Consider the following 12,549-nt stretch of genomic DNA (forward strand, 5'->3'; position numbering starts at 1 on the left):
AAAACATTTCCACAAGCGAAAAGAAGATTTTCTGATTGGACAAAACGTTTTCAATTTCATGCATGTGGTGCCGTTTCAAGCATCGTGAAAACCTTTGTTTCCCGTGAGAGAGCCATACTCGATACCATTTTATCGACTTTATCAACCGGGATAATGGAAGGGACAAATAATAAAATAAAACTCATCAAACGGAGAGGATATGGCTATCGAAATGATAAACATTTATTCTTGCGTATCCGCCTAGAAACAGGGTGCTAGTTTGTCAACCCCGACTTTTGATGATGATCCTAAAAAGTCTATATTAGGAAAAAAATCCAAATTTAAGTGTCGAATGACAATAAAGTTGTTTAATTTACAATAAAGTCGTTTAAAAAATAATAAAGTTGTTTAAAAGTGATCGCATAAACCCGCATTCTACCGTTTTGTGAACTACCCACCACTTAGCCCCCTTACGGGTTGCTTGAAGTGGGGGCTTCTTGGGTAATCGCCACTTTTGGTAGCTGACGAAATTGACCAAGCTAACCCTCTTGTTCCAAGAGTTTATATTTTATTAGGCGCTTGATAATAAGCGAATACCTTCTTTTTTGATGTTGAGTGCTGAATTGTAATCTCTATCAAGATTTAGTCCACAAGTACATTGATAAGTACGTTCTGATAATTTGATTTCTTTTACTGAACCGCATTTCGAACACGTTCTTGTAGAAGGGAACCATTTATCTATTTTGACAAGTTGTTTCCCTTGTTCATTTAGTTTGTACTGCAAGAAAGAAGTGAACATTCCCCAACCATTATCAGATACGCTTTTACCGAATTTAAGTGCTTGTGACATGCCTTTCATATCCAAATCTTCAATCACAACAGCATCATATTTTGTTACTAATTCTTTTGATTTATGATGAAGGAAATTCTTTCGTTGATTGGCGACTTTCTCTTGAACTTTAGCTACTCGAATACGTTGTTTATGCCAATTAGAAGAACCTTTCTTCTTACGAGATAGTTTGCGCTGTTCTTTTACTAATTTCTCAAGCATTTGTCGATAAAACTTAGGGTAATTGGCTTTCTTACCCTCACTATCGACAAACAACCCATCCATCGTAAAATCTAACCCCACTACTTTTTCGATTTTCTTGCTTTCAATCTCCATCTCGTACTCTGCCAGAATAGATATATAGTATTTTCCTGATGAAGTCATTGATAGGGTACAGGATTTGATTTTGTGTTCAAAAGGTATCTCCCTATGTTGCTTGATTTTGACCCATTTCAATTTAGGTAATTTGATATGACCATCCAACAATTGAATGTTCCCATTAACAACATTGGTTGTGTAGCTTTGTTTGTGTCGCTTACTTTTGAACTTTGGAAACTTGGCATTCCCTTTGAAGAAGGCTTTGTATGCTTTATCTAAGTTTAGTTGAGCGTTTGCTAACGCTAAAGAGTCTACTTCCTTTAGCCATTCAAATTCTTTTTTATATTTAGCAGGAGTAGGGTGTTTTAGCTTCTTCAACGCTTCTTTATCGTCTTTTAGACGTTCATACGTTTCTTTTCGCTCTGCCAACATTTTGTTATAGACAAAGCGAACACAACCGAAAGTTTTGCGTATAACCGAAGCCTGTTCATCTGTTGGATAAATTCTAAACTTGTACGCTTTATTTTGTTTAGTCATATCAAATCACCTCACTTTAACCCTTGATTTTCAATATATTTTTTCACCACTTCAATAGGTGAGCCGCCAGTCGTCAACAAACAAAAACTTCTTGACCAAAACATTTCTTTCCATAACTTTTTACGAACATGAGGAAAATCCTTTTTGATAAGTCTTGAACTGGCACTTTTATAAGCGTTGATGAATTTCGATAGTTCACTGTTAGGTTGTGCTTTGAACAAAATATGAATATGGTCAATATCGTGGTTCCATTCGACTAATGTGATGTTGTATTTTTCACTCAACGACACAAATTTATCTTTTGCATAGTCTGAAATCGTATCATCTATTACTTTCCTTCGATACTTCACAACTAATACAAGGTGGTAATACATTAAGAACACTGAATGATTGTTACTATCTAATTTCATTGTTATATCAATCCTTATTCTTTATAAGACTGATTATACCATATTGAGAAAAAAGACAAAATAAAAAAGTCTTTGGGCTTTCGCCCAACCGAAATTCATCTCCCCCTTACCGTTGGGCTACGCCCTTCACACGCTTGAAGAGGGAGACTTCTTTCGGAAGTGCGTTAAATGACTTTATTGTCACTAAACATTAAGACCCAAAGAATGCTTGTAAAATGAACATTCTTTGGGTCTCCCTTTTTTAGATTTTGGGCCGTAAATACTCCTTTTCGGACATCCTCTAAGTATCTTGAGATTAATGGGATGAAGATAATGGTCATCCATTCACATTTTATCAATCAATTATTCAGTTATTATAGTAGAGTATACCAATACCCGCATCACAAGATCGGGGATCTGCCCATCTACCAATTTCCCCCAGTCATAAATTTTGTCTGTAGGAATACTATCTTCGCGACCAATTTGAAGATAGGGTATACAGTTTAAAGTAGTTATACGTCTATGTAAATGAAAAAAAATACTGTATTGAGTTTAAAGGATTATTTCAAAATTCTGCATTAAAAGTTATTTATCAGGAACTCCGTCACTAAAAAAGCCCTCACAAGAGGAGTATTAATTCTATACTGAGGGTTAAATCAATTTTACTTTAATCCTACTCTTACTTCACCATCATGAAATATTTCAATAACATAACCTGAAGTAGGTGAAAATATCCATGTATCAAAACTTACAGCAGTAACGTCATCTATAACTTCAAATACTTTATCTAAAGTAGTTTGAATTAATGGTAATGTCCCTTCGTCCCAAATTACATAAACAACATTGCTGTATTCGTCCATGTTTTGGTGTAAAAAGGAGATTACTTCATCAACTGTATTCACTTCAGCATGATTAGACACTTTTTCCCATTCAATACGCCCCCACTCAGCAAATGGAAAAAAACTTTCAAAATTGCGTAATACTTGCTCTCTATTACATTCAGATAAGACATGTACATCCTCACCTAAAGCTTCAATACACTCAGCAAATAAACTCATCCAAATTCTCCTTATCTATTTAAATGTTTTAATAAAGATTTAAAGGTCCTTTCGTTCCCCTCAAACGGGATAGCGATTTTCCGGGCATTAGCCCCTTTACCATTTCGAAAATCTTCAATATTAATATGTGTCCCTTTGTTTGGATCATAATCTAATCTCCATCTTACTTTTCCGTCTGCAGACTGTCTACCAACAACTTGACCATACCCAGCACTTGACTTAAGAGTTCCTATATAAGGCTTTGAATTTGGACCTAAATCCCCTACTAAGTCTAGTGCTTTATTTAATGCTTGTTCATATGTCTTGACTTTATCTAAAACTTGTTCACCTTTACCTCCAATACCCTTAGTTTTTACTCTGTCACTCTTAGAAACCGAGAACATTTGCGGACTAATTTCATTCAGTTGTTTCGTTTTAAGGGTATATTTGTTTACTCCGATTCCCTCAGGTGTTACGTATCTTTCTTTTGCCACGGTAACCGGAACTTTTGTTTTGCCGATATTGTGACGTAATGAATTTAAGGCTACCTTGGCTTGGGTGAGTTTATTCGTGATATATTTTTGGCTGTATGGATAAACTTTTTTCAGGTTGACTTTGAGATTTCCTGCTACTTTTGATGGGCTTTTAGCTTTCGTGACACCTTTTACTTTCGAAACCGCTTTTAGTCCTTTGGTGGCGCCAACTCCGGATATGAAGCTTGGCAAGATGTTTCCTGTTGCATACATCATTCCGTTATGTTCTACGGAGTCTGTTATGGATTGGGCGAAGGATTCGGCGACACTTACTGGGTTTGTTATGAATTGTAGAGCAGTTTGTGTGTATTCATCAATGGTTTCATTTGCTTCATTTTTTAGAAAGTCGGGTTCGATGATGTCCGGAATCGCCCCGGATAGGGTAACCACCCCTAGGTCTGCGACGATCGTGACGACTCCTACAACGATTTCATAAACCCTAACGACGATTCCTTTTACTAGGTCCCTTGCGCCTTCTGAAACAGTTTCGACAGTATCCCATACCCCTTCAAAAAAGTTCGTATACTTACCTTTTATTTGGGCTGCTTTATGATGATAGTCATCATCCGCGTTCTCAAATTGGACGACTTTCGAATCGTACACGTCCCACAGTTCCTCCATTTTCCTCTCCAGCTTTTTCTTGGACGATTCGATTTTTTGACGGATTCTCTCTAACCTTTCTTTATTTTGACGGCTTCTTTCTTTTTCCTCGTCCGTCGGTTCCGTCAAGCGAAAAGAGAAGATGGAGGGAGATTCACCAGCTCTCGTAGCAGCTTTCGTGACATTGCCTATGATCCCAGACTCTATTTGACTTAAATTCGCCCAAATGTCATTTCGATCCACTCTCATCATCGCATCTCTGGCAATCGGTGTGATACGCTCTGTCGTAGCGGCGACATACCCTTCAAATAAGGATAAAAGATCTTTGATTTGTGCTTTATAGCTTTTTATATTTTTCTTTGAATGTTTGAGGAGTTCATCCCATGCCTCAATGCTTTCTCCTTCGCTGTTGTCAATAAAGACGGCAATATCCGAAAGGGAATCTTCCATGTTTTCTAGCGCATTTTTGTATGTATAGAGCTGTTCAATAATGTTATCAAGGATGCCGTAATTAATTTTTAAGTCCCGTTTCATTCACGTGCACCCCTGATCGATTCACCTAGTCCTTCGTCTGCATTTTTCATGTTTTTCAGCAATTCTTCTCCTGCTTGATGAATCTTATTGATCGTTTTCAATAAATCCGTATTGATATCATCGTTCATGTTGTCTAACAAAGCATCTACTTGATCGATGAAGTCTGAATGAAAACCTTTTAATTGATTTCTCGTATTTTCTCGAAACGTTGTCGTATAACTCGTAAATTCATCCATCGCCGTATCGAGTTTATTTAAAACCATTTGAAGTTCGTTCGTATCGATTTTTATGGTTGGTGCAGCCAAGCTATGGATCATCCCTTCTTTTTGAATTTAGCTAAAGTGAACGGATTGAATCGTCTCTATTAACTCGCTTAATTCCGTTACCATTTGATCGATGATCTCTTCCATTTCTTGTTCAACCGATGCATTTTCAAGGTCCATCTCCTCAAAATTTTTCTTAATTTCATGAAGTGCATCCCGTAAATGATGGATAACTCCTAAATCCCAGGTTCCATAAACGATATTATGACAAAACTCATCATCGTATAATCCCATTACGGTCACCTTCTTTTATCACTGATCGTTCTTCTTGAAGCTTCTTCATGTCAGCATCGGAAAACTCAATGGACTTCATCTCTTTATCTAAAATAAACTCTTTTTTAATTAAAAATTGATACGCTTCTTCTGTTTCATCTTTAAATCCGTGATGAATGACCTTTTTAATTAATGATGGAGTAAAATGAATTTGCGCACCGGGCTTCATTAATCCGACCGGGTAGACGATCCCTGTATACGGGAAATAAGCGTTATAACCCTTTTGGGCAATAAACCGGCCAGTTATGACAATTTTCACCGGTGACTCCCCTTGCTGTTCGAGGTTAAAATAAGTCGGATCTAATTCAACAACAGAGCCTAACGGCAATACATCTCTCATCATCTCGATCGAGTAAGCTAGCAAATCCGCATAAGCCTCTTCATGTACCGAAAATTTTTTCTCTAAAAATTGAATCGTATAAACGTCCATTTCGTTTTGATAGAATAGTTCACCATGGTGAGTATGTAAGGCTAACGATGGGATGTACTTTTTATAGGCGCGGTATAAATCTTGTAAAACCGATAAATCTTCAAGGAACAGATCAAAAAAATCTTTTATCATGAATCCGAATTCAATTTGCTTTTCCTTGTCCAAGGAACCAGTAATCTTTTCCACTTTTTCCATGGCCAACGCTTTTAATTTCTTTTTTAAGTCTTCGTTCATCAAATGTAGTCACTCACTTTCAAATACCCTTTATTCATTCTCGAGTCTTAAATCCCCTGTTCCCTCCAAAATATCCTCATCTATATCGGTCATTTGTCTTGGGCCAATGCTTAAAAAACACCTAAATAGATTACACATTAGGGTTCATTATTCCCATCCAACCCCATACTCTATAGTATAAATTTTACATATTCATAGATAAATAGGAACATTTTATCTTTTTACAATATCCTAATATGTAATCTAGCTGATAAATATAATCCATAAGGCGTGTTTAATTTGGTTATTGATCGAAGGAAGTACTTCATATCTGGCTTCCGTACCATTTACATTTGTACTCTAACATTGTTCTAATTGTGACCATGACACTTCGCTAATTGTTTTAGCTAATTTGTGGTTCACTTGGGGGTGACAAAATCCATAACTTATTAGCCATTGCAAACATTTATATTGCAAAAAATGAGGGAATTGAGGTGAATACATATTTTATAGAAATTATCACCCCCGACTTTTGGTGATAACCCCAAAATTTCTGTAATGAAGAAATTTGAGGATTGAACAAAAAAGAGCCCTCCTAGTATAGTACGAGGTGTCCGAAACTGCAGCGCAAGGACCCTTAATTTAGAACCAAGGAGGACTCAATAATGAATTATACACAAAATCAAAAAATCTCTCTCATACCTTCAATTCGATCCTTCCACGAATGTTTCTTCTTTTTAAGCACAAAATAACGACGTCCATAATAGGAGGTGAAAAGGTTGCCAAATTTAAATGATCGTAAATTTAGAAAAATCCAATCTGAAAGCCAAAAGCAAGGAAAAACCCAAGAGGAATATGCGGCAGAGCTTGCAGCAAACCGGGCTAGAAGTCAGCAAAAGAAAAAGTAATCCTAGATAAAGGGGCTGCCTAAAAAGTCTAAATTGGATAAAGCACGCCAAAATTAAGACCTAAAGAATGTTGATTTTACACCATTCTTTAGGTCTACTTTTTTAGAATTTTGGGCGTAAATACTACTTTTCGGATAGCGCTTTTTTTATTTAGCGATGTCTCTCACGCGAAGTAACCGCAATGCATTCAACGTCACAAGCAGTGTTGCTCCCATATCTGCGAAGATTGCAATCCAAAGCGTTAACCACCCAGGGACGACGAGAAGAAGTGCAAGAATTTTAATCCCGATGGAAAAGGCGACGTTTTGTTTAATAATGGCCAAAGCTTTTCGACTTAATCGAATCGTAAATGGAAGCTTCTTTAAGTCATCACCCATTAACGCTACATCCGCTGTTTCTAATGCCGTATCTGTTCCCGATGCTCCCATCGCAAACCCAACGGTTGATGCCGCTAGTGCTGGTGCATCATTGACACCGTCTCCAACCATCGCAACATCGTCAAACTTTGTTCTTAATTGTTTAATCACCTCAACTTTTTCATGAGGTAGTAATTCGCTTTTTACCTCTAATACGCCAATCTGTTTCGCTACAGCATTTGCCGTATGTCGATTATCACCTGTTAACATAATCGTTTGCTTGACACCTAATTGGTGTAATTGATGAATAATGGACTGGCTGTTATGACGAACCGTATCCGCGATCGACACAACGAGTAATAGTTGATCTTTATCCGCAAAAAGTATAACGGTATTTCCAGCTTCTTGTCTTTCTTTGATGATGGAGCGTACAGACGTTGCGTAGTTCCGCTTTAATTTTTCTTCAACAAAATTCGGGCTCCCCAGAACATATTCTTTTCCTTCTATCGTACCGACAATGCCTTTCCCAGTAATTGAGGCGAAATCCATTACTTCAATCTTTTCATATCGTTGATGTTGTTCGTGAGCATATTGGACGACTGCCTTCGCTAATGGATGCTGTGACAAGTTTTCAAGTGCTGCCATCTTCCCTAAGTCTTCCATCGTTCCTGTAAGGAAATCAATATGAGTCACTTTTGGTTTACCTTCAGTTAACGTACCTGTTTTATCAAACGCAATGGCCTGTAATTTTCCAGCCTGCTCTAAATAAATACCACCTTTCATTAAAACGCCATTACGAGCGGCATTTCCAATCGCTGTCACAACAGCTACTGGGGTTGAAATGACAAGTGCACAAGGACAACCGACAACGAGGACAGCTAACCCTTGATAAATCCACGTTTGCCAATCGGCTTGAAATAAAATCGGTGGAATGATTGCGACTAGTAAGGCAACAACCATAATAATCGGTGTATAGTACTTGGCGAAACGATCGATAAAGGCTTGAGAAGGAGCTCGTTCGGCTTGTGCTTCTTCTACAAGTTGAATCACCTTTGCAATCGTATTATCTTTCGCTGTTTTCGTTACGTTTATTTTTAAATTTCCATCTTCATTCAATGTACCAGCAAACACTTCATCGCCTACTGATTTTAAGACAGGTATTGATTCTCCTGTAATAGCCGCTTCATTTACCGTGGCAGAACCGACTAAAACCTCTCCATCCATCGCGATTTTTTCACCAGGCTTTACGTGTAAAATGTCCCCGACTTGAATATCATTGACATGAACAACCATTTCGTTATTTCTGCGGAAAATCGTCGCTTTCTTCGGAGCAATGTCCATTAATGTTTGAATCGAACGTCTTGCTCGGTCCATCGAGTACGATTCTAATGCTTCACTGATGGCAAACAATAGAACGACCGTTGCCCCTTCACCCCATTCACCGATAATGCTCGCACCGATTACGGCAATGGTCATTAACGTTTTCATATCAAATTGGAGTCGAATGAGGTTTTGAAGTCCTGCTTGAAACAGCCTCCATCCACCAATCAGAGTCGATGTGAAAAACGCTCCAATTGACAAAATGGACTGTTCCCCATTCATTAAAGAAAATACCCATCCGATACTTAAAAAGAGTGCCGAAAGAATGGTCTGTAGATGTCGTTTCCAAAACGGCTCTTTTTCTTCTTGACGTTCCTCATGTTCCGGGTATATTTTGATCTTGTCAAACGCCCCCGCTTTTTCTAACTCTGCAACTGACGCTTTCCCGTAAACGGTAATTTTCGATGCCCCAAAATTCACTTCCGCTTCTTCCACACTTTCAATGCTTCTTACATTTTTCTCAAATGTTTTCGCACAACCTGCACAAGAAAGACCTTGTACACGGTAAACAACTCTTTCTTCACTCACGAGATTGCAACTCCTTTTGATGAGTATAAGCTAAAACAATAATTTGCTGGACGTGATCATCATCTAATGAATAGTATGCAAGCTTTCCTTCTTTTCGATATTTTGCTAACCCTAAATTTCGCAGTAATCGCAAATGATGGGATGCTGTTGCGTTCGAACAACCGACGACGTTTGCCACATCACAAACACATAGCTCCTCTTCAATAACGAGTGAATAAGCAATCTTCACTCTCGTTTCATCTGCTAACGCTTTAAAAATTTTGGCCACATCTTGATGATGCTTTTGCTCTAATTCTTCTTTTACTTTCTCGACCTTGTCCGAATCAATACAAACGACTTCACATACATCTTTTTCTTTCATATACTCCCCTCTCAATCAAACGTTCAAATAATCGTTTGAATGTATTGTATGCATAAATTGGAATTTTGTCAATGAATTCGGAAATTTTGTATGTAGTTATTCTTTTTATTTGGATATGTACAAGAAAAGCGAAAGAGCCTTGTTCAATGGTCAGTTTTATTTGGGGCTCATTTTCATAAATTGGGGGTTACTTTCAATAATTGGGGCCCTATTATCATATATTGGGTTTTACTTTCATAAATTGGGCTCTAATCTTTAAGATTGGGGTTTCATGAAAAAAGATGCAAGAAATATTAAATTTTAAGAATAAAAGCGCCATAATTCGGCGCTTTTCATTACTCTGTTTTAATATCTTGTCTAAGTCGAATAAGACGATATAAGTTGATAATAATTGTTTTAGAAACCGCATACGTTGGGACAGCTAAAATCATTCCAAGTACACCTGCAATATTTCCAGCTACGAGAAGTAAAATGATTATCGTTAATGGATGTGTATCTAATCGCTTCCCAATAATTAATGGTGACATAATATTGCCATCAATTTGTTGCACAATCGTAATCACAATAATGACGATTAACGCTTTTGCTGGAGAATCAAGTAATCCAACGATAACAGCCGGGATTGCTCCAAGAAAGGGGCCAAGATAAGGAATAATGTTTGTCACCGCAATGACTAAAGCAAGGAGTAAAGCATACGGTAACTTTATTAAAACAAATCCAATAAAAACTAAGATACCCACTCCTAAAGAAACAGTCATTTGACCACGGATGTACGTAGACAACGTTTCCCCCGTTTCTTTCAATATACGAAGAACTTCGTGACGATAATCTTTCGGAAAAAATTTTACGACTGTTTGTGGGAATTTTTCTCCATCTTTGAACATGTAAAATAAAACAAATGGAACCGTTACGATAATTAATGTAATGTTTGCGATGACGCCGAAAACGACTTGAAATCCTTGAGAAACATTTTGTGTAATCGTTGACACGTAACTCGTTAATGTATTTTCGATTTTATCTAAGGAAATAAGTTCCTGTGAAACAACCCACTGAAACCATGTACTATGATACAAATCTTCAATGACAGTTCTAGATTGCGCGATATACGTTGGCATGTTTTCAATCAAATCATTAAACTGGCTCACAATCGTCGGTCCAATGGATCCTATAATTAATGAGACGACACTAATAAACAAAACGTACAAAAGGAGAATGGCTAGCGTCCTCGGTACTCTTCTTCGTTCAAAAAACACGACAACCGGATTAAGTAAAAAGTATAAAAACCCCGAGATTAAAATCGGAAAAAACAATGTTGTTGCAAAGATGACAATTGGCTTGAACAAAAAGGTGATTTTCGTACTAAAATAAATAATGAGTACGAGCAGTAAAATTTCTAATGTCCAAAAATGAACTTTCGATTTAAACACTTATTTTTCCTCCTAAATGATTCCGTTATTCACGATTTTACCCATATTATTAGATTATCATTCTTTTTTGCCTCTCACAGCATTTTTAATCGTTTCAGCTTCGTTAAAGCTATTCCTTCCCTCGTCATGTATTGAACTGTCTCTTGAAATCGAAATTTTTGATATAATTTGATGGCAGGAACGTTTTTCGTACCTGTTGTCACATAGTATACGTTTTGATCCCCCTCAAGTTTCAAAAGATATTGTATTAAATGAGAAGCTATTCCTTTCCGAAAGTATAGAGGAGAAATCATGACTCTTGTTATCGTAATCATATGAGGTTGTTTTTCATAAGCAATCGCCCCAACTAAATCGTTATTCAAAAAATATCCGTAAAAATGCTCATCAGAAAGCAGCAAAGAGCTTAATGTTTCACGGAGTGGCGGTAACTTCTCTGACCCTAAATATTCCGCTTCCACTTCATATGCTTTTTTCTGTAGACATAAAACATGTTCAGCCATTTTTTTCTTCGTTATATCTATTTTTCTAATCAACTTCATTGCCCCTAATCTAAAAATTGATTTTATCCAAAAAAAATTTCGATATAATGATAGTAGATTGATTTTGGAAGGTGATGTCGTGAATCGGTTGTTGGAATATATATCCTTAACCATTGGATCCTTAATCGTGGCTGTTGGTATTGAATTAATATTAGCACCAAATAGCTTAGTAGATGGCGGTGTTACCGCTATCGCGATTATGATGAACCATTTATTTGGAACACCAATCTTTATCATTTTTCTCGCTTTAAATATGTTAATCCTTCTTTTTACAGCAAAAGATGTTGGTAAACCGTTTGTCATTCGTACAATGTATGCCAATATTGTCACGACAATCGGCTTAATTTGGTTAACACCATTTCCGGCTATTACCGATTCAGATGTATTAATAGTCCTTTATGGAGGATTGTTAGTCGGCTTAGGAATTGGAATTGTCGTAAAGTTTGGCGGAGCAATAGACGGCACAGAAATGTTAGCGGTATGGTTTCATAACCATTTTAAAATCCCGATTAGTACATTTTTATTAGCAATTAATGCGGTCATCTTTACATTTGCTGCGTTCATTTTTTCCATTGAGCAAGCGATGTTTTCATTAGCCATCTTTTATATCGTGACGAAAATGATTGATTTTGTATTAGACGGCTTAAATCAAGGGAAATCGATTATGATTATTTCTGATAAATCCGAAGAAATCGGTGAACATTTAATGTCAAACTTAAAACTATCCATTACATACTTACAAGCAGTTGGTGGTTACTCAAATGAACGTCGCCTCATCATTTATTGCATTACAAACCGTTTTACTTACCCAAGAGTAAAGGAAACCGTCCTGAAAATGGATCCGAGTGCTGTCATTGAAGCAGCCTATGTTTCTGAAACATCGAATGTTAAAAAAACGAGCTATTTGCCGTTTTCAAAAGACTAAGAAAAGCGCAAGCGCCTTGATCATCCCGCGATGAAAAGGCGCTTTTTGCCTTTACGGCGTCACGTTTTTGACTCGAGAGGATAGGCGCTGGAGCTAGACATCGAAGAGTCCATTTACCCCTGAATACTTT

General features: G+C 37.1%; 14 protein-coding genes. 3 read left to right on the forward strand and 11 right to left on the reverse strand.

What is annotated here, in order from left to right:
• Window positions 1-258, forward strand: a 258-nt coding sequence (locus MLD65_RS10650) for a transposase (RefSeq protein WP_243291854.1), incomplete at its 5' end; no start/stop codon positions are given.
• A 292-nt stretch (window positions 259-550) separates the two neighbouring features.
• Here the strand turns inward: MLD65_RS10650 and MLD65_RS10655 are convergent.
• The 7 genes from MLD65_RS10655 to MLD65_RS10685 all read right to left on the reverse strand — a co-directional run bounded on the left by MLD65_RS10655 (window position 551) and on the right by MLD65_RS10685 (window position 6,016).
• Window positions 551-1,663, reverse strand: a complete 1,113-nt coding sequence (locus MLD65_RS10655; RefSeq protein WP_243291855.1) for a transposase — start codon at window positions 1,661-1,663, stop codon at window positions 551-553.
• Window positions 1,664-1,674: 11 nt separating this feature from the next.
• Window positions 1,675-2,073, reverse strand: coding sequence for an IS200/IS605 family transposase (gene tnpA, locus MLD65_RS10660; protein ID WP_243291856.1), 399 nt, complete (start codon window positions 2,071-2,073; stop codon window positions 1,675-1,677).
• A gap of 641 nt (window positions 2,074-2,714) precedes the next feature.
• Complete coding sequence (locus MLD65_RS10665) at window positions 2,715-3,110, reverse strand: CDI toxin immunity protein (RefSeq protein WP_243291857.1); 396 nt, start codon at window positions 3,108-3,110, stop codon at window positions 2,715-2,717.
• An 11-nt stretch (window positions 3,111-3,121) separates the two neighbouring features.
• Complete coding sequence (locus MLD65_RS10670) at window positions 3,122-4,756, reverse strand: hypothetical protein (protein ID WP_243291858.1); 1,635 nt, start codon at window positions 4,754-4,756, stop codon at window positions 3,122-3,124.
• Entirely contained in the window at window positions 4,753-5,061 is a 309-nt protein-coding gene (locus tag MLD65_RS10675) for a YwqI/YxiC family protein (RefSeq protein ID WP_243291859.1), read from the reverse strand. Before MLD65_RS10675 ends, MLD65_RS10670 begins: the two co-directional genes overlap by 4 nt.
• A 27-nt stretch (window positions 5,062-5,088) precedes the next feature.
• Window positions 5,089-5,313 (reverse strand): hypothetical protein, encoded by a 225-nt coding sequence (locus MLD65_RS10680; RefSeq protein WP_243291860.1) that lies wholly within the window; start codon window positions 5,311-5,313, stop codon window positions 5,089-5,091.
• Window positions 5,297-6,016, reverse strand: coding sequence for a DUF4176 domain-containing protein (locus tag MLD65_RS10685; protein WP_243291861.1), 720 nt, complete (start codon window positions 6,014-6,016; stop codon window positions 5,297-5,299). Before MLD65_RS10685 ends, MLD65_RS10680 begins: the two co-directional genes overlap by 17 nt.
• 758 nt (window positions 6,017-6,774) lie before the next feature.
• On the opposite strand from MLD65_RS10685, the gene MLD65_RS18100 reads away from it, so the two are divergent.
• A complete protein-coding gene (locus MLD65_RS18100; RefSeq protein ID WP_279326040.1) occupies window positions 6,775-6,903 on the forward strand; it encodes a hypothetical protein in 129 nt (42 codons plus the stop codon).
• Window positions 6,904-7,049: 146 nt separating this feature from the next.
• On the opposite strand, the gene MLD65_RS10690 is transcribed toward MLD65_RS18100, so the two are convergent.
• The 4 genes from MLD65_RS10690 to MLD65_RS10705 all read right to left on the reverse strand — a co-directional run bounded on the left by MLD65_RS10690 (window position 7,050) and on the right by MLD65_RS10705 (window position 11,488).
• Window positions 7,050-9,167: a heavy metal translocating P-type ATPase gene (locus MLD65_RS10690; protein WP_243291862.1), complete on the reverse strand. Its 2,118-nt coding sequence runs from the start codon at window positions 9,165-9,167 to the stop codon at window positions 7,050-7,052.
• On the reverse strand, window positions 9,160-9,528 hold the full coding sequence (locus MLD65_RS10695) for an ArsR/SmtB family transcription factor (protein WP_243291863.1): 369 nt from the start codon (window positions 9,526-9,528) through the stop codon (window positions 9,160-9,162). Before MLD65_RS10695 ends, MLD65_RS10690 begins: the two co-directional genes overlap by 8 nt.
• 335 nt (window positions 9,529-9,863) lie before the next feature.
• The gene (locus MLD65_RS10700) at window positions 9,864-10,955 is read right to left on the reverse strand and encodes an AI-2E family transporter (protein WP_243291864.1); all 1,092 of its coding nucleotides are present in this window, start codon (window positions 10,953-10,955) and stop codon (window positions 9,864-9,866) included.
• Window positions 10,956-11,029: 74 nt separating this feature from the next.
• A complete protein-coding gene (locus MLD65_RS10705) occupies window positions 11,030-11,488 on the reverse strand; it encodes a GNAT family N-acetyltransferase (RefSeq protein ID WP_243291865.1) in 459 nt (152 codons plus the stop codon).
• 85 nt (window positions 11,489-11,573) lie between these two features.
• Here MLD65_RS10705 and MLD65_RS10710 point away from each other — a divergent pair, with 85 nt between their 5' ends.
• The gene (locus tag MLD65_RS10710) at window positions 11,574-12,419 is read left to right on the forward strand and encodes a YitT family protein (protein ID WP_243291866.1); all 846 of its coding nucleotides are present in this window, start codon (window positions 11,574-11,576) and stop codon (window positions 12,417-12,419) included.
• Window positions 12,420-12,549: the final 130 nt, after the last annotated feature.

The organism is Bacillus sp. FJAT-47783, from assembly GCF_022808615.1.
Taxonomy (GTDB): domain Bacteria; phylum Bacillota; class Bacilli; order Bacillales; family Aeribacillaceae; genus Bacillus_BZ.

Bases quoted from the DNA above. Each gene is read 5' to 3' on its own strand.
- MLD65_RS10695 (WP_243291863.1), bottom strand. From the start codon at position 9,528: ATGAAAGAAAAAGATGTATGTGAAGTCGTTTGTATTGATTCGGACAAG.
- MLD65_RS10665 (WP_243291857.1), bottom strand. From the start codon at position 3,110: ATGAGTTTATTTGCTGAGTGTATTGAAGCTTTAGGTGAGGATGTACAT.
- MLD65_RS10655 (WP_243291855.1), bottom strand. From the start codon at position 1,663: ATGACTAAACAAAATAAAGCGTACAAGTTTAGAATTTATCCAACAGAT.
- MLD65_RS10670 (WP_243291858.1), bottom strand. From the start codon at position 4,756: ATGAAACGGGACTTAAAAATTAATTACGGCATCCTTGATAACATTATT.
- MLD65_RS10685 (WP_243291861.1), bottom strand. From the start codon at position 6,016: ATGAACGAAGACTTAAAAAAGAAATTAAAAGCGTTGGCCATGGAAAAA.
- tnpA (WP_243291856.1), bottom strand. From the start codon at position 2,073: ATGAAATTAGATAGTAACAATCATTCAGTGTTCTTAATGTATTACCAC.
- MLD65_RS10680 (WP_243291860.1), bottom strand. From the start codon at position 5,313: ATGGGATTATACGATGATGAGTTTTGTCATAATATCGTTTATGGAACC.